General features: G+C 43.2%; 19 protein-coding genes, 1 pseudogene and 3 riboswitches. Of the genes and pseudogenes, 12 read left to right on the forward strand and 8 right to left on the reverse strand.

The annotated features are described in order from the left end of the window. Nucleotides 1-44 precede the first annotated feature (44 nt). Nucleotides 45-200, reverse strand: a riboswitch (SAM riboswitch). 132 nt (nucleotides 201-332) lie between these two features. Continuing rightward, nucleotides 333-1,292: a serine protease Isp gene (isp, locus tag CW370_RS02425; RefSeq protein WP_029946400.1), complete on the reverse strand. Its 960-nt coding sequence runs from the start codon at nucleotides 1,290-1,292 to the stop codon at nucleotides 333-335. Between the two features lie 222 nt (nucleotides 1,293-1,514). On the opposite strand from isp, the gene rsbRB reads away from it, so the two are divergent. Next, on the forward strand, nucleotides 1,515-2,348 hold the full coding sequence (gene rsbRB / locus CW370_RS02430; protein WP_003232560.1) for an RsbT co-antagonist RsbRB: 834 nt from the start codon (nucleotides 1,515-1,517) through the stop codon (nucleotides 2,346-2,348). Between the two features lie 30 nt (nucleotides 2,349-2,378). Here rsbRB and thiX read toward each other — a convergent pair whose 3' ends face one another. Genes thiX through thiU form a run of 4 tightly spaced genes read right to left on the reverse strand, consistent with a single transcriptional unit; the run spans nucleotide 2,379 to nucleotide 5,951 of the window. After that, nucleotides 2,379-3,143 carry an HMP/thiamine ABC transporter permease ThiX gene (thiX, locus tag CW370_RS02435; protein ID WP_024572085.1) on the reverse strand — a complete coding sequence of 255 codons (765 nt, stop codon included), beginning with the start codon at nucleotides 3,141-3,143 and terminating at the stop codon, nucleotides 2,379-2,381. Then, a complete protein-coding gene (locus CW370_RS02440; RefSeq protein ID WP_101169468.1) occupies nucleotides 3,118-4,761 on the reverse strand; it encodes an ABC transporter ATP-binding protein in 1,644 nt (547 codons plus the stop codon). The genes thiX and CW370_RS02440 overlap by 26 nt, the downstream gene beginning before the upstream one ends. Continuing rightward, a complete protein-coding gene (locus CW370_RS02445; protein ID WP_003232554.1) occupies nucleotides 4,748-5,347 on the reverse strand; it encodes an ECF transporter S component in 600 nt (199 codons plus the stop codon). Before CW370_RS02445 ends, CW370_RS02440 begins: the two co-directional genes overlap by 14 nt. 1 nt (nucleotide 5,348) lies before the next feature. Further along, the gene (gene thiU / locus CW370_RS02450) at nucleotides 5,349-5,951 is read right to left on the reverse strand and encodes an HMP/thiamine ABC transporter substrate-binding protein ThiU (protein ID WP_014479602.1); all 603 of its coding nucleotides are present in this window, start codon (nucleotides 5,949-5,951) and stop codon (nucleotides 5,349-5,351) included. A 96-nt stretch (nucleotides 5,952-6,047) separates the two neighbouring features. Next, a riboswitch (TPP riboswitch) is annotated at nucleotides 6,048-6,160 on the reverse strand. Nucleotides 6,161-6,261: 101 nt separating this feature from the next. Between thiU and ykoG the strand changes: the two genes are divergently transcribed. The 7 genes from ykoG to mgtE all read left to right on the forward strand — a co-directional run bounded on the left by ykoG (nucleotide 6,262) and on the right by mgtE (nucleotide 11,677). Then, nucleotides 6,262-6,948: a two-component system response regulator YkoG gene (gene ykoG / locus CW370_RS02455; protein WP_101169469.1), complete on the forward strand. Its 687-nt coding sequence runs from the start codon at nucleotides 6,262-6,264 to the stop codon at nucleotides 6,946-6,948. 3 nt (nucleotides 6,949-6,951) lie between these two features. Next, nucleotides 6,952-8,316: a two-component system sensor histidine kinase YkoH gene (gene ykoH / locus CW370_RS02460; RefSeq protein WP_101169470.1), complete on the forward strand. Its 1,365-nt coding sequence runs from the start codon at nucleotides 6,952-6,954 to the stop codon at nucleotides 8,314-8,316. Further along, nucleotides 8,313-8,993: a PepSY domain-containing protein gene (locus CW370_RS02465; RefSeq protein ID WP_101169471.1), complete on the forward strand. Its 681-nt coding sequence runs from the start codon at nucleotides 8,313-8,315 to the stop codon at nucleotides 8,991-8,993. Before ykoH ends, CW370_RS02465 begins: the two co-directional genes overlap by 4 nt. A gap of 91 nt (nucleotides 8,994-9,084) precedes the next feature. Further along, nucleotides 9,085-9,597: a PepSY domain-containing protein gene (locus CW370_RS02470; protein ID WP_101169472.1), complete on the forward strand. Its 513-nt coding sequence runs from the start codon at nucleotides 9,085-9,087 to the stop codon at nucleotides 9,595-9,597. Nucleotides 9,598-9,679: 82 nt separating this feature from the next. Continuing rightward, a complete protein-coding gene (locus CW370_RS02475) occupies nucleotides 9,680-9,817 on the forward strand; it encodes a transcriptional regulator SplA domain-containing protein (RefSeq protein WP_003218541.1) in 138 nt (45 codons plus the stop codon). 107 nt (nucleotides 9,818-9,924) lie between these two features. Beyond that, nucleotides 9,925-10,090, forward strand: a riboswitch (M-box (ykoK) riboswitch). A gap of 91 nt (nucleotides 10,091-10,181) precedes the next feature. Beyond that, nucleotides 10,182-10,304, forward strand: a complete 123-nt coding sequence (locus CW370_RS21690; protein WP_009967087.1) for a hypothetical protein — start codon at nucleotides 10,182-10,184, stop codon at nucleotides 10,302-10,304. Between the two features lie 17 nt (nucleotides 10,305-10,321). After that, the gene (gene mgtE, locus CW370_RS02485; protein WP_003232543.1) at nucleotides 10,322-11,677 is read left to right on the forward strand and encodes a magnesium transporter; all 1,356 of its coding nucleotides are present in this window, start codon (nucleotides 10,322-10,324) and stop codon (nucleotides 11,675-11,677) included. Between the two features lie 42 nt (nucleotides 11,678-11,719). Here the strand turns inward: mgtE and tnrA are convergent, their stop codons facing one another. Further along, nucleotides 11,720-12,052: a MerR family transcriptional regulator TnrA gene (gene tnrA / locus CW370_RS02490; protein ID WP_003232541.1), complete on the reverse strand. Its 333-nt coding sequence runs from the start codon at nucleotides 12,050-12,052 to the stop codon at nucleotides 11,720-11,722. A 194-nt stretch (nucleotides 12,053-12,246) separates the two neighbouring features. On the opposite strand from tnrA, the gene CW370_RS02495 reads away from it, so the two are divergent. From CW370_RS02495 to CW370_RS02505, 3 genes are all read left to right on the forward strand, one after another. Further along, the gene (locus tag CW370_RS02495; RefSeq protein ID WP_003232538.1) at nucleotides 12,247-12,402 is read left to right on the forward strand and encodes a hypothetical protein; all 156 of its coding nucleotides are present in this window, start codon (nucleotides 12,247-12,249) and stop codon (nucleotides 12,400-12,402) included. 87 nt (nucleotides 12,403-12,489) lie between these two features. Next, on the forward strand, nucleotides 12,490-12,672 hold the full coding sequence (ykoL, locus tag CW370_RS02500) for a stress response protein YkoL (protein WP_003245766.1): 183 nt from the start codon (nucleotides 12,490-12,492) through the stop codon (nucleotides 12,670-12,672). Between the two features lie 132 nt (nucleotides 12,673-12,804). Further along, complete coding sequence (locus tag CW370_RS02505) at nucleotides 12,805-13,269, forward strand: MarR family winged helix-turn-helix transcriptional regulator (RefSeq protein ID WP_003232536.1); 465 nt, start codon at nucleotides 12,805-12,807, stop codon at nucleotides 13,267-13,269. 5 nt (nucleotides 13,270-13,274) lie between these two features. Here CW370_RS02505 and CW370_RS02510 read toward each other — a convergent pair. Continuing rightward, a pseudogene (locus CW370_RS02510) lies at nucleotides 13,275-14,404 on the reverse strand (MGDG synthase family glycosyltransferase). Nucleotides 14,405-14,495: 91 nt separating this feature from the next. On the opposite strand from CW370_RS02510, the gene CW370_RS02515 reads away from it, so the two are divergent. Beyond that, a complete protein-coding gene (locus CW370_RS02515) occupies nucleotides 14,496-15,047 on the forward strand; it encodes a YkoP family protein (RefSeq protein ID WP_024572091.1) in 552 nt (183 codons plus the stop codon). A 27-nt stretch (nucleotides 15,048-15,074) separates the two neighbouring features. Here CW370_RS02515 and CW370_RS02520 read toward each other — a convergent pair whose 3' ends face one another. Next, entirely contained in the window at nucleotides 15,075-15,887 is an 813-nt protein-coding gene (locus CW370_RS02520) for a metallophosphoesterase (protein ID WP_015715771.1), read from the reverse strand. Between the last annotated feature and the right edge of the window lie 155 nt (nucleotides 15,888-16,042).

Here is a 16,042-nt window from a genome sequence, read left to right on the forward strand (position 1 = left end):
CTTTCCCATGAGAGAAAGAGGCTTTTCTGCGTAAAACACTGCCTCTCTCATCTCTCAGATTCAATCTGATGGAATTAGCACCGTGCCTTATGAGACATCAGTCTCGGCGCGAAAAGCAGTGCGCCCCATTTCACAATGGTATTACGGTCGGTTGCTGTTGGGGTCAAAAGGCCAATCCCTCGCCCAACTCTCGATAAGAGAAAATGTTATTAATTTTTTGAAAAGTTGAATCATTTGTTGGTAATCTTAACAGTAATTCAAATTCATTGTCAACATAGAATTTGAAATTTTTATTTATATAATGTGGTGTATATTATATAAGAAAAATAATCTTATAGGGTCAACAAATGTGATTGCTCTGCTTTTTCTGCGAGTTCATCAGGAGCTGTTAAATACAGGAATCCATTGCCTGCCAGCGTTTTTGCAATATCAAGAGGAAGTGTCCTGCGGATTAGCTGTGCGAAAACCTCAGATTCAGAAAGCTTTCTTTGAAATGATTCTTCTTCATAGCTTTTGATTAAAGCAAGCGCACCGCTGACATGAGGGGCAGCCATTGAAGTGCCGGTCAGCTTACCGTACTTCTTGTTGGGAAGGGTGGATAAGATATTTTCTCCTGGTGCCACAAGGTCAATCTCTTTATTTGCGTTAGAAAATTCTGATAATTCTCGTGCTACTGAAACAGATCCAACTGCAATGACTTCGTTATAAGCTGCGGGGTAGGAAAGCTCTTCTGTGCGTTCGTCGCCGTCACCCTCATTTCCCGCTGCACAAACGACAAGCACTCCGTTTTTGACTGCGTTTTTCACTGCTTCTTCCAGCTCTGGCACATCGCTTGGCCCTCCAAGGGACATTGAGATGATGTCGACTTTCTGTTCCACCGCGTAGTTGATGCCGTTGATTATCCATTCGTATTGTCCGCTGCCGTTCTCGCCGCCAAGAACCTTCACAATCAATAGGCTTGCCTCAGGCGCGACTCCGGCAATGCCTCCGTTTGAATCATTAGCTGCAATCGTTCCGGCGACGTGTGTGCCGTGTCCGTTGTAGTCGGAAATCGCATCTTCCTTGCCGCCGTCGTCATCCGTGAAGTTCTTTCCGCCGATGATTTGATTTTTTAAATCAGGGTGGCTTGTGTCGCAGCCCGTGTCTAATACAGCAACTTTAATATTTTTGCCTTTTACCCCTTTTGCCCACATTTCTGGCGCCTTAATCACTTTAATGCCCTCAGGAAGCTCGTTTACATCCATGATCTTCTCATTCGTCACATACGGGATCAAGCGGATTTCACCATTCATAAAAAAGCCCTCCTTTTTTATGCTTTCAAGTGGATTCAAGGGTGTTGCCTCATATTATATGAAAAAAGCAAGCGCTCGGACAGAGCCATTTGAAGCATTTTGAAAAAATAGGATACACACCAAAGAATTAGTAATCTTCAAAATATTGGATGGCTTCGGCGTGTATGACTGGGATTCAACTGTAAGTCAAGTTATAATAGTGTTGGGGAAAGGAGCAGTGTCATGAAACTGAATGAAAAATTATATGCATTTTTTTCAGAGCATGTGGAACAAATGGCCGAGGAATGGATTGAAACGATGGAGGAAAGTGATCCGAATTCGCTTTACGCCCTACATAATGCAACAGTAACGGAAGAATTGAAAGAGCAGGACAGAGAATTTTACCGGCATCTGAATTACATGTATGTTTTACCGGAAAAACAATTTCTCGAAGAGTTTCAAGAGTGGGTCATTGAGCTGACCAACGATCAAAAACATCTCGACACACCGGTTCAGTATGTCATTCGGGAGTTTATGAGAAACAGGAGATTATATACGAAGTATTTTGAGAAGTTCGCAGAAGAAAATGAGTCAGCGTTTGAACCAGGAGAGAAGCAAAAATGGGCAGATTTGATTGTAAAAGTATTTGATTTCACCATTTATACATTCGTTGATCACGCTGAAATGAATGCCAAGCAGCAATTAAACGCCCAAAGAGAAATGATATTGGAACTAAGCTCACCTGTCATTACCCTGAGCAAATCAACAGCTCTGCTGCCGCTTGTCGGTGACATTGATACCGAACGGGCGAAGTTTATTTTGGAAAACACGCTTCAAGCTTGTGCGAAAAGACGTGTGGAGCATCTGTTAATCGATCTGTCAGGTGTTGTTGTGGTGGATACGATGGTGGCGCACCAGATCTTTAAATTGATTGAGGCGCTTAATCTGATCGGTGTCCGGTCAACCCTGTCAGGAATCAGGCCTGAAATTGCGCAAACTGCTGTACAGCTGGGGATTGACTTTTCGAATATTACCATTAAAACCAACCTTGCCCAAGCATTAAACTATCATCAATAAAAAAATCCGCTATCTGTGATAGCGGATTTTTTATGATGCGAAACATAAAGATACGAGAAAGGATCCCGCGAATAATAAGAGGACGAGGAAAAAGAACACCCAGTCGCACCGATTCACGCTCAATGTCCTGTAGTATGTCCGGTTTCTGCTTCCTGTAAAACCTTTCGATTCCATTGCAAGCGCTGTCCGTTCCGCTTTTCTGATGGCGCTTGCCAATAGGGGTATGGTATATCGTTTTAACGCACTGATTTTATTAATGATGCCGCTCTCCGCCGCTCCTCCTCTGATTTTATGAGCCTGCTGAATCAGCTGGACCTCATCCTTTAACAGCGGAAGAAAGCGAAAGCCTGCAATGACACCGTACGCGAGCTTTGGTGAGAGCCTGCACTGCTGGACAAGGCTCAGCATAAATAAAATCGGATCGGTTGTAAAAACAAACATCATCGATAAGGCGGAAAAGCATAAAATACGAAACCCAAGGGAGATGCCGACAGACACATTATCGCTGTTAATTGAGATAGGGCCTGCTTGAAACAAAAAATTATCCGGTGTTGTCGGCACCTTTCCAAAAACTGCGGCTGTCCACACGCACCCGAATGCTAAAATCAAAAACGGAATCGTAAACAACAACCATTTTTTCAATGGGATTCCGGCCGCCAGTAGAACGCCCGCAACGATGATGATATAAAAACATGCCGGAGTGTAAGGGTTGTAAATAAACGACAGCATGACGACACAACAAAAAACCGCCGCCGCTTTCACAGTCGGATTAATGAGATGTAACGGCTGCTTCATCACGCACCTCCTCTTGATATGCCATCCATTCATATAGAAGGGGAAGGGTGAGCTTTGCTTTTTGGACAAGCCCTGTTTCTTGAGAAAACAACTGCGCTGGAGATCCGTCAAAGGCCAGGCCCGTATCGTGAAGCACAAGCACGCTGTCAGCATACGAAGAGACTAGCTCCATATCGTGTGTAACCATAAGGACAGCGGTTCCCTCTGCCTTGATACGCTGAATCATTTCCATGCATTCAGCCGCCGTGCGGGCATCCTGGCCAAAGGTTGGTTCGTCTAATAATAAAACCTTTACGTCATGCATGAGCATAGTAGCTACGCTCAGTCGCCGTTTTTGCCCTTGGCTGATCGCAAACGGATGATGATCAGCCAAATGCGCAAGACCAAAACGCTGCAGCAGGTGTTGCGCTTTTTTCTCAGTTTCAGCATTTGCTTTCTGGCCGAACAGAAGCTCGTCATACACCGTATCGGTGACGAATTGATGCTCAGGGTTTTGAAAAACAAATCCCATCCGTTTACGCAATTCTTTTTCTTTATATTTCTGCAGCGGCTGGTCATAAAGAAGGATTTTGCCGCTTTGCGGTTTCATGAGACGGGCCAGAACTGATAAGAGCGTCGATTTTCCAGTGCCGTTCGGACCGACAAGCGCCGTTAAAGAGCCTCCGCGCAACGAAAAGCTGATGTCTTTGAAAATCGTCTGCTGTCCTCTCGCGAACGAAAGGCTGCTGACTTCAAGCACACTCTCCCCAGAAGGAGCTTCCTTCTTTTTGGCATGCCCGGCGGGAATAGGCTCTTTGAACAGCATTTCTTTTGATAAAGTAAACGGCATACTCAGCTTTTCCTGCAGATGACAGACCTTTGGAATGGCGATGCCCAATTTCTTTAGTGTCTCCGCTTCGTGTTGAAATAGATTTTTCGTCAGGCCATCCAGCGCTTTTTTGCCTGATTTGTCAAGCGCGATCGTTCTCTCAATCCAAGGCGCCCATTCATCAAGCTGGTGCTCAATGACGAGGAGGCTGAAACCTTTTTCCCGCTGAAGATCCTTCATCAGATGAACGAACTCCCGCGCTGAGAAAGGGTCTAAAAGAGAGGTCGGCTCATCTAAAATAATAAGCTCAGGCTCCATCGCCAAAATACAGGCGAGAGCCACTTTCTGCTTTTGTCCTCCTGAAAGGGTTGAGATCGTTTTTTCTTTTAAATGGGTAATGCGTAATTTTTCTAATACGGCGTTGATTTTCTCTGTCATTGCTTCTTTTGGAATTTGCAGATTTTCCAGCCCGAACGCAATTTCATCCTCTACCGTCAGCATGCAGAACTGCTGATCAGGATCCTGAAAAACGACCCCGGCATACTGAGCAATCGTTTCGGAGGTTTCAGCATCTGTGACCGGCTTTTGAAATAGAAAGACATGTCCGGACTGAATGCCGTCGCAAGCCTCCGGATATAGACCGTTTAAACAAAGGGCGAGCGAGCTTTTACCGCATCCGCTCGGTCCTAATAATAAAACACATTCTCCTTTTTGAAGCTCAAACGAAATGTCTTGAAAAGCCGGTTTCTCGTCTTCTTCATAAGAGAAGCTGAGCTGCTCAACCGTCAGAAGCTCATCAAAGGCTTGCATGTTCTGACGCCCGCTTCCGTTTCTTTTTCAGTTCCTTTCCGAGTGCCATTCCGTTTAACACACCTGTATAAGCGAGAGAGTCGCTGACAGCTTTTCCGAGAAGCCCCGCCAAAAGCGCGCCGGAAATGAGGCGGATCACAAGCATAATGAGCAGATAACCTGGTGAATAGGCTGCATAGCCAGAAACAAAGAGATCATAGATAAAGCTGGCTACTGAAGACCCCATACCGGCCAGCATAAGGACAGGGAGAGAGTATGCTTTCCAGCGTGTTGCAAGAAATACAGCCTCAGCCCCGAGCCCTTGAACAATGCCAATGACGATGACCATCGGGCCAGACGGATTTCCCAGCAGGCACTCAACGAGAGCGGCAATGATTTCAGAAACGAGCGCCGCACCCGGTTTTCGAATCATGTACGCGGCGATCACAGAAACGATAAACCAAATGCCGTAAATCGGTTCATAGGCGATTGGCCCAAACATACCTGCAAGTACGTTTCCGAAATGTGTAAATAATAAATAAACAACGGCAAATACGATACTGATAACGGACATGATGACAATTTCTTTTACTTTCCAGCTTTTCATGTTATCCCTGCTTTCTGTTTTTTCTTGATGGACTGTTAGCCGAAAGATTCACAGTCATGGTGATGTGGTTTGTTTGCTGCTCAGCCATGCGGAAAACGGCCTCCAATGTGCTGAATACGTCATGCGCATCCCCGTCAAGCTCGCTCGCGTAATGGACACCCTGTACGAAAGTGCCTTGGGCTTTTGCAATGTCGACAGCCTTCATAATCAATCCCATATAATCCGGCTCGTTCATTGGATAAAGGGCAAATTGGCACGGCGCTTCCGCCTTCAAGCCTCGGACAGCATCTTCATTGACACGCTTATCACCTTTGGAAAGATATGTATCCCCCTGTGTGTCACCCGGGCATCCAATGGAAAACGTGCCGTTCATGACGATGTGTTTTTCGCTGTTTGCTGCATGAAGGTAAATGGCTTTTGCAGCATCGAATACATGATCAATCGATCCGCGTAACACCGTGCTGATATGGTCGGTTTTCGTCCATACCTTGGATGTGTCTGTTTTTTTCAGCGCAGACTTGATCACACTGATAAAATCATCCGTCATCGGATATAAAGAGAAGCGAAAACCGGCGATTCTGCTTGTACCGCAAATATGCTCCATTTCTCCGACCTCCTGTTTTTTTGGTAAAATAAAAAACTGCATATCCTAAGGGAATATGCAGTCATAGATCGATTAAGCGCACAAAAAAATACACCATTCGGTCAACCTGCACTTCCCCACGCTGGTATTATCCAGATCGGGTCATAAGGGATCAAAGCGCGTTTCTTCCGCGCTTTATCTCAGCCAAAACAGCACCCCTAGTGCTTTCCGTATACAATTTTTTATTTTGACATCATAATAGATGATAAGAATCATTTTGTAAACAACGAAATCATTTTTTTCATATAGGGACGGGAGAGGATGATCAAATTTGGAAAAAGGAAACATATTAATTGTGGAAGATGAAGAAAAAATCGCCAGGGTTCTTCAGCTTGAATTGGAATATGAAGGATACAGCGTCACCATCAAACACAATGGCACAGAAGGTCTGGATGCGGCAGCGAAAGGCGGGTATTCCTTGGTGCTTCTTGATGTCATGCTTCCGGGGCTTAGCGGACTGGAAGTGCTGCGCCGCTTGAGAAAAACGGATCCGCAGACACCGGTCATATTATTAACGGCGCGAGACAGTATTCCTGATAAGGTAACAGGTCTGGACATCGGTGCGAATGACTATGTCACCAAGCCGTTTGAAATCGAGGAATTGCTTGCGAGAATCAGGGCGGCGCTGCGGCAAAATGGAACAAAAACGGAAGATATCGGCACCTTTCTTACATATGACGATTTGCGGGTGAACGAAAAAACCCGTGAAGTGAGACGCGGAGACAAAGAGGTGGAATTAACGCCGCGGGAATTTGATCTACTCGTCTATATGCTAAAGCATCCGCAGCAAGTGCTGACACGGGAGCAAATTCTAAGCTCGGTATGGGGATTTGATTATATCGGTGATACAAATGTCGTGGACGTCTACATAAGATACATCAGAAAAAAACTGGACTATCCTTACGAAAAACAGCTGATCCATACGATTCGCGGGGTCGGCTATGCCATTAAGGGGTAAACGATGAAGCTGAAGACCAAGATTCATCTATACACATCAATATCACTGTTGATTTTATTAATTTTGGTTCATACCGCAGTATATCTCATTTTTTCGTCTGCGCTGACATCAAAGGATGCGGTCCGGCTTGCTGATGAGACGGATAACATGGCTGAAGCGCTGCGTGCCGCTGAAACAGAAGGAGTGGCTTTGCAGGATATGCTGCAGGCCTATCTTCCGGCAAATGGCATGGTGCGTGTAGTGAATGGTGAGCAAAAAGCCGTTATGACGATCACAAAAGAAAAAGCCTATAAAGGTTTTCCTCTCTCTTTTCATAGCGGAGAAACGGCAGATGTGAGGAAACATGACGGCAAGCTGTTTGCCGAGGCTGCTGTTCCGGTGATTTGGACCGATGGACAAGTGGTTTCTCTTCAGCTGGTTGAAAGGCTTGAGAACACAGAAGAGAGTCTGTTTCTGCTGAAAATCATCTTAATCGCTGCAAGTGCTGCTGTCTGCATTGCTTCTTTTTTTGCAGGCAGCTTGCTAGCCCGCCGAATCATCAATCCGATCAGACGATTAATGATCACAATGAAAGACATACAGCGAGACAAAGAATTTAAAACGATTTCTTTAGAAGGACAGTCCAACGATGAATTGTATCAAATGGGGCTGACATTTAATGAAATGGCAATGATGCTGAAGGAGCACTATGATAAACAGCAGCAATTTGTTCAAGATGCTTCACACGAATTGAAAACGCCGCTCACCATTATAGAAAGCTACAGCAGCCTGATGAAGCGGTGGGGGGCAAAAAAGCCGGAGGTGCTTGAGGAGTCGATAGAAGCCATTCACTCAGAAGCGGTGCATATGAAAAAACTGACCAATCAGCTTTTGGCGCTGGCCAAAAGTCATCAAGAGCTTGAGCTTGATCTGAAAACAATCGATCTGATTGAAGCGGCGCGCGCGGTTATGCAAACGCTCCAGTCTGTTTATCAGCGTGACATATTGCTTGAAACAGATAAAGAGAGCCTGCTTGTAAAGGCTGATGAAGAACGCATCAAGCAGCTGTTGACCATTTTGCTTGATAATGCAATAAAGTATAGTGAAAAGCCTATTGAGATGTCAGCTGGAACGAGGAATGGACGGCCATTTTTATCAGTGAGGGATGAAGGCATCGGAATACCTGAGGAGCATATCCCGCATTTGTTCGAACGGTTCTACCGGGCAGATGAAGCACGAAACAGAAAAACAGGCGGAACGGGTTTAGGCCTTTCCATTGCCAAGCAAATCGCCGATGAGCATGGCATTGAGCTGTCTGTCAAAAGCAAGCCGGGACAAGGAACAGCTGTCACCATGCAATTCAGCGAACAGAATGGGGGAGGCCGATGACTAAAACAATAAAAACAGTATCTTTTGCTGCAGCAGCCATTTTAGTTGTCATCATCTGTACGTTTCTCATCATTCGGCAAACCCATGAGAACGTATTGTCAAAGGAGACTGTCGTAAAAAAAGTCGAAGCCTCTTATGAAGGCAAGGTCACGAAAGCAACACAATCAAAGGATAAAAAAACATATGATATAACGCTTGAAAATCAAAAGGGAACTTACTTTGTAAAAGCAGACGCAATATCGGCTGACATTCTTTCAATGAATAGAGTAAAAGCAGTGAATCCATCTGCCATGACAGAAAAAGAAGCCGAGCAACTCGCGCTTGAGCGGGTGCCGGGAACGGTCAAAAAACAAACACGACAAAGTCGAGTTGCCACTTATACCATACAAAAAGAAGATGGGAAAACATACGAAGTGAAGGTAGACATGCAGGCAAAAACAGTCTTGTCTGCCGATCAAATCAGCAGCAAAGATCAACAAAAAACGCCGATTACGAAAAAAGAAGCCAAAACAATTGCTGAGCGAGAAACGGGAGGAACAGCGGATGACGCAGATCTCGAAGAAAGTGAGGGCACTCTCATCTTTGAAGTAGACATTGATCTTCCTGATAATAAGGAAGCGACAGTGAAAATCAATGCCTACACAGGAAAGGTAGCTAACATTGTGTATGAAGACTGACGGTTTCTCATCAAATTCTCATCTTGCTCTCGTTTTCCTTTCATGTTGAGTGTGTAAACTGTACTCATACAAAACAAAGGAGGACTCACAAATGCTCAAGAAAAAATGGATGGTCGGTCTTTTAGCAGGGTGCCTAGCGGCCGGAGGATTCAGCTACAACGCGTTTGCCAAAGAAAACAATGAAAACAGACAGGCTTCTTCTAAGACGGATGCACTCACTGAACAAGAAGCAGAAGCAATTGCTAAAACAGTTGTTGACGGCACAGTAGAAGACATTGACAGAGACCTTTACAACGGTAAAGAAGTCTTTGAAGTGGAGATTGAAAAAGAAGGTGAAGACTACGACGTTTATGTAGATATTCATACAAAACAAGCGCTTAATGACCCGCTAAAGGAGAAAGCAGAACAAGTCGCCATAACCAAAGAAGAAGCTGAAGAAATTGCTTTAAAGCAAACAGGTGGAACCGTAACAGAAAGTAAGCTTGACGAAGATGACGGTGCTTACATCTATGAAATGGAAATCCAAACGAAGCAAGGAACTGAGACAGAATTTGAAATTTCCGCAAAAGATGGACGCATTATCAAACAGGAGATAGATGACTAATCAAAACCCCCGCTGCAGCGGGGGTTTTTCATGATAAGAAACCTTCTTTTGGACAATCTAAGTAGAAAAGGAGGCGAAACGCATGGAAAAGAAAGAGGAGCAATACATCAATCAGGCTGAATATGTCCCTCATCCGACGAAGGAAGGAGAGTATGCCTTATTTCTTCATGAAACGTATCATTTGCTTTCTGAAGATGACGAGACACAAACAACAGAATAAGGGCTTTGGCCCTTGTTTTGTTCCGTAATTGTGATGTAAGCGCATTTATTACTTTTTTGAGTTGACACAGCTTGTTTTTTTCTGTAATCTCAGTGTGTCAATTCAATTAGGAACTTCGTTAGGTGAGGCTCCTGTATGGAGATACGCTGCTGCCCAAAAATGTCCAAAGACGCCAATGGGTCAACAGAAATCATCGACATAAGGTGATTTTTAATGCAGCTGGATGCTTGTCCTATGCCATACAGTGCTAAAGCTCTACGATTGAAGGCGCCCGCACGCTTTTTTTGCCGTGCTTCTTTCACCTTCAATCCCGAAGGCTTTTTTTATGCCTTTAAAACGAAACCAATCAAAGGAGGTGCGGAGTATGGATTCTCCCCATTCGAGTCAATCTGAAGAAGTACCCATATACTATGACAGCAAGACAATTGATTACACGATGAGGAGACGAACTGCCGCACCTTCTGGCGAGGCCGGCACGTCTCCGTAGAGGAGGTACGAGTCCCGATGGTTCAAAACATGACCTATGACGAACTCATTTTACGCATCATTATTTTACTGCGAGACGGGAAAATCAGGGATTTCAGAAGTGTTATTGATGAGCTTCAGCCCTATGACATGGCATTTATTTTTAAAGAAATGCCGGAAAAACACCGCGCCCGCTATTTATCTTATTTAACTGTAGACGATATCACTGATATGATCGGGGAGCTGGAACGCGAATTTCAGCTTGTCGTCTTAAATAAAGTCGGAAAAACAAAAGCAACACTGGCGATGAACAAAATGGACAACGATGACCTCGCTCAATTGCTTGAAGAAATGGACGAAGAACTGAAGGAACAGCTTTTGTCCAGCATGGAAGCGTCAGAATCAAAAGCTGTACAGCTCTTGATGAATTACCCGGCTGATTCAGCGGGACGCATGATGACAAACCGGTATGTGTGGATTCCTCAGCATTACACGGTAAAAGACGCGGTCGTCAAACTGAAAAGCTTCGCTGAAATAGCTGAATCGATCAACTACTTATATGTTATTAATGAAAGCAAACAGCTGGTTGGGGTTCTTTCCTACCGCGATTTGATTCTGGGTGAACCTGAAGAAAAGGTGCAGGATTTAATGTTTACCCGCGTCATATCAGCAGATGCTCTTCAGGACCAGGAAGAAGTTGCCCGCCTGATTGAACGTTACGATTTTTTGGCAATACCGGTTGTAGAAGAAAACAACGTGCTTGTCGGCATTGTGACGGTCGATGATATTATCGACGTCGTTATTCGGGAAGCTGATGAGGATTACGAAAAATTTGCCGCTTCCGGTAAAGACATCACCTTTGACACAAAAGCTTACGTGGCGGCATACCGGCGCCTGCCATGGCTGATTTTACTCTTGTTTATCGGACTGATTTCAGGAAGCATTATCAGCTATTTTGAAGATGCGCTGAAGCAGGTTGTCGCGCTTGCGTTTTTCATGCCGATGGTGTCAGGGATGACAGGAAATACGGGAACACAATCTCTCGCGGTTGTCATCAGAGGTTTGTCTAAAGAAGAAATGAACAAAAAAACGATTGTGCGCCTGATCTTCCGGGAGTTCAGAACAAGCATTTTTATCGGAGCGGTTTGTTCTGTGCTGATTGCGATTGTCTCCATCATATGGCAGGGGAATGCGCTTTTGGGATTTGTTGTCGCCTCTTCACTGTTCTTAACCTTAATCATCGGCACGATGTCAGGAACGATTATCCCTATTATTTTGCACAAACTGAAAGTAGACCCGGCGATTGCTTCTGGACCGCTGATTACAACGTTAAACGATATTTTATCTTTATTAATCTACTTTGGCATTGCCACTGCATTCATTCACTCATTATAAACGTAAAAAGTCCGTCTCAACTGCGAGCCGGACTTTTATTATTTAACGGTTTTTGTACCGAAAGTGAGCATTAAGCTGCCCCTCCAGCATTTTTTTCCGCACTTGCGGATCGTTTTTTAACATCTGTTCTTTTTTGCGCATATCCTTTAAAATCTCTGCCGTCTGTACGCCGTCTTCACGTTTATTGGCGATATCCATCAGCCGCTCTACATCAGCAAAGGAGTATTTTCTTGTCCCCCTTGAAGAACGCTGCGGGTAAATGAGCTTTCGTTCCTCATAATACCTGATCTGTCTTACGGACAATCCTGTCAATTCACTCACAATTCCGATTGAAATCACTTTTTTGTCTTTATAAGAATGATCTTCTGTGGTCATTTTTCCACCCCTGGATGTCTTTTGATAATAGTATATAAAAAACAAAGAGAAAAAACCTGACGCTTGTCATATTTTCTAACATCAAATAGAAGATTTTTGAAAAAATACGGAAGAAAAATTAACAAGAATAATGCGTAACACCCAAGCGCGTTTTATCCTTTATGTAACGAATCAAACGAGGAGGAAGGATAATCATGGAGGAAGAAAAAGCGGTCTCACTGGCAAAAGAAATTATAGAGTTGGATATCAAGCGTGATGAAATGCTGGAGACGTTTATGCAGCTTGCCGGAGAACAGGCTTTTCAATTATTAAGATCGGTTCAAAACGGACAATACCGAAAATCTTCGTAAACATAAATTCTTTACATTAGATTCATACCACGTTCATTTAAAAAGAGTATCTTTTGTATAGGATACCTCAAAATGAAGGAGGACGCTATGAGTAATTTATTGAAATCCGCTTTAGAAAAAGAACGACGCCATTATTCTGAAAAACTCTATCAGATAGGGGTTTATAATAAAGAGGTCATGAACAAAATGACGATTTCTGAGCTTCGGAAAGAATATGCTTATTTCTTTCGAAGCATTACAAATCATAAAAATTATCCTTATACAAGATAATGTATAAGGATTTTTTTGCTTTTAGAAGGAATTTCTCGAATTATAGCGAATACGTATAGTAAGGGACTGAACTCTTATTATATGTAAGGGTTTTCATTATTTTTTTATAAAAATCCTATATACGAGGTAGATATGATGAGATTATCGTTTAACGAAGAAGAAGTTGAGCGTGCGATGAATTTGTACAGAGTTTTTGCAAGGGCTTTCAAAAGTGTGTCCGAACATAGTATCCGTGATAGCAAAGAGCACGGTTTTAATCCCACTGAATTTGCTGTACTGGAACTCCTGTACACAAGAGGCCCGCAAAAATTACAGCAAATTGGGTCGAGACTTCTGCTTGTAAGCGGAAACGTCACATATGTTATTGACAAACTAGAAAGAAACGGGTTTTTAGTAAGGGAGCAGGACCCGAAAGATAAACGCTCTGTTTACGCACATTTAACTGACAAGGGAAATGAGTATTTGGATAAAATTTATCCGATTCATGCACTGCGTATTGCGAGAGCGTTTTCAGGCCTTTCGCCTGATGAACAGGACCAGCTGATCGTCCTGCTCAAGAAAGCAGGCATACACAGCCAGCATTTGCTGTTTCGTTAACTATTCTACACTCTCTGTTTCAGGAGAGTGTTTTTTTGTTTCATAAGATTCTTTTTAAAACATCTTCAATCTTCCTATCAGACATTTCGCCAAGGTATCCATTGACGTGTTTTTTATACTCTTTCATCTGTTCGTTCGATTGAAAAAATGCCGCGATATACTCTTCTGCTTTCTTCATGTCCCAGTTTCTCATATCTGTGACGAGTTTCCTTTCATGTAGAAGGTTTAAATTCATTTCCTCCTGTCCCGGCAGTGCATGATAAATAAATACCGGAAGCCGTTTCTGTAAGCATTCACTGATGGTCACGCCTCCGGGTTTAGTCATGATGCCTGTCGACTGTTCGTACAAATGGTTCATCTCTGCTTTGCTGTGAAGGTAAGGAATCGCCTCAATCAAGGGGTGGTGTAAACTTTTGACATAGGAGTAGAGCTTTTCGTTTCTGCCGCATAATATTTTGTATAAGATCTTTCCGCCTGGCGACAGTTCCTGCACCCATTTTAAAATCCCGCCGACCCCCATACTGCCCCCTGTGATGATGATGGTATATGGCGGGTGGTGCTGCAAGGTATCTGCTGATTCCATTTCAAAATTTCGGTGAACTGGAATACCGGTCAAGTATATGTTGTTCTGATCGATCCCCTCTGATATTAGCTGCTTCTTTACTTCCGTGCTCGGAACAAAATGGTAATCAATGTTCTTCCTTCCCCATAATTGATTTACGAAAAAATCAGTGTATACATTCACAACCGTCAGATTCGGATATTCAGGCTTTAATCGGTTCAGCAGATAAGAAGGCAGCGCATGTGTGCAGAAGGCGATATCAGGCTGTTTTTCTTGGAGAATGTGCCTCATTTGCTGTGTGAACAGCCATTCGTACATGAAATAGCGTTTGTCATGCTGAAATTCTCCGCAGGCGAGGAGCCTGTAAATGCCGCTGTACGTTTTCGGGAAATATTGAATCCATTTTAAATAAGCCACGGAGGACAATTTTTCTAACCGCCTATACGCATGTGAAAAGATATCAATCTTTTCTGATGCCAGCCCTTGAGACTCTAATTCAGCCTGCAATGCATCAGCCACATGATGATGCCCGGTGGAAATGCTTAAAAAAGGAAAAATGAGAATGTTTTTCATGACAGTCCTCCTTAAAAAATATGGCAACTATATTTTGAGGAGAACGTTCACAAAATATAAGGGTGTTTTTGATCACAAGGAAGGTGAAAAGATGAAAACCTGTTTCCTTTCCATTTGGAGAATGGTTGATCCGATTTATTTCTTTTTTTCAAGGCTAAGCTTGATTGACAACGATCAAAAAAGCGTTTTTCGAGTCAGGCTGACGAAGTATAAAGGACATCATGTCGTACTGAGCGATGGAACGCATATTAGAAAAAATGATGTGCTCGTTAAAATTCATCTGCACAATATTAAGCTGATAAGAGAACTGCAAAGCATTGAGAGCGCGGTCAGAAAAGGAATCATTATTTATCAGAAAGTATATCAATCGATGCCGCTTCTTCTTGACTATATCAACAATCATAAAAAAAGCGAGAAAATTAAAGGAATCATTGGGATTACAATGCTTGACAAAGGTGTGGAAAGGCTCGGCTTTGATGTGATCACCCCGGTGAACCCTTTTTACAGATGCTTTAAAAAAGTGTCCCATGTGCCGATTTTATATTTGACTTCAAAGCCTGTGAGCTTGCGGCATTTACCGAATTCATCCTATTTGTTTATCTCAAAAGAAAAGCTGCAGAAAACATATCAAAAAAAAGACTGATGCCTCGGTCAGCACAGTCTTTTTTGATTAAATCTGATGAAATGTTACTTCAGGGCGGCTTCCGACACGGATATTTACGCCGGTTTGTCCCAAGCCCTCGCTGATATAAAATGGTTTATCGTGATGATAATGAAGGCCTTTAATCATGTTCATTCGCACGAGCTTTCCCATTTTCACCAAATGATACGGTTTTGGCCAGTGAATTTGCCCGCCGTGAAAATGCCCTGACAGCAGGTAATCATAATGAACATCTTTCATATCCAGAATAATATTTGGGTCATGTGTTAAGACAAGATGATAGCCATTTTCCAGACTTTGATAAGAGCCGGTGATATTACTCCGATTCGTACTGTAATCATCAATGCCGATAATATTGACTGGCCCTGCAGCCGTCTCGATTCGAACATGTTCATTTTGCAGCGTAATACAGCCGTTTTCCTCTAAAACTCGCTTCAATCTCCGAAAGTCCTCTTCTTTCAATACATAATCGTGGTTACCGAACACCGCGTACATTCCATATGCAGGCTTTAGCTTTTGCAAGGCGTTCAAGTAACCTGCCAGTTTCGGAATATTACGTTTCCGATCAAGAAAATCCCCGGTAAGAGCAATGATGTCCACAGGCTGATCTTTTGTTAAATGATACAGCTCCTCAGGTGAGACTGAAATGTTTTCCAAGTGAAGATCAGATAAATGAAGGATATTTAATTTTTTTCTGGCTGGAAGGCCGTCTTTTTGGTCGATTGAAATGGTGTTGACTTTCACATCTTTTGTATTGCGGTTCGCTTTATATAGAAATGGCACAAATACGAGTATGGCCAATGAAAGTAAGATTGTAAACAAAATATATCCCCTCCCTTCTATCAGTATAGTAAGTGATCAAGCCCTATGGATAGCGGGAATTAATGGGTAGAGACAGGCTGAAAAACGGATTGTCATATGATGAATGATTTGGAAGGGAAAAGGGATAATAAATTTTGACACATGAGGCAGAACAT

It is taken from the genome of Bacillus sp. SN32, from assembly GCF_002837495.1.
Lineage (GTDB): Bacteria > Bacillota > Bacilli > Bacillales > Bacillaceae > Bacillus > Bacillus subtilis.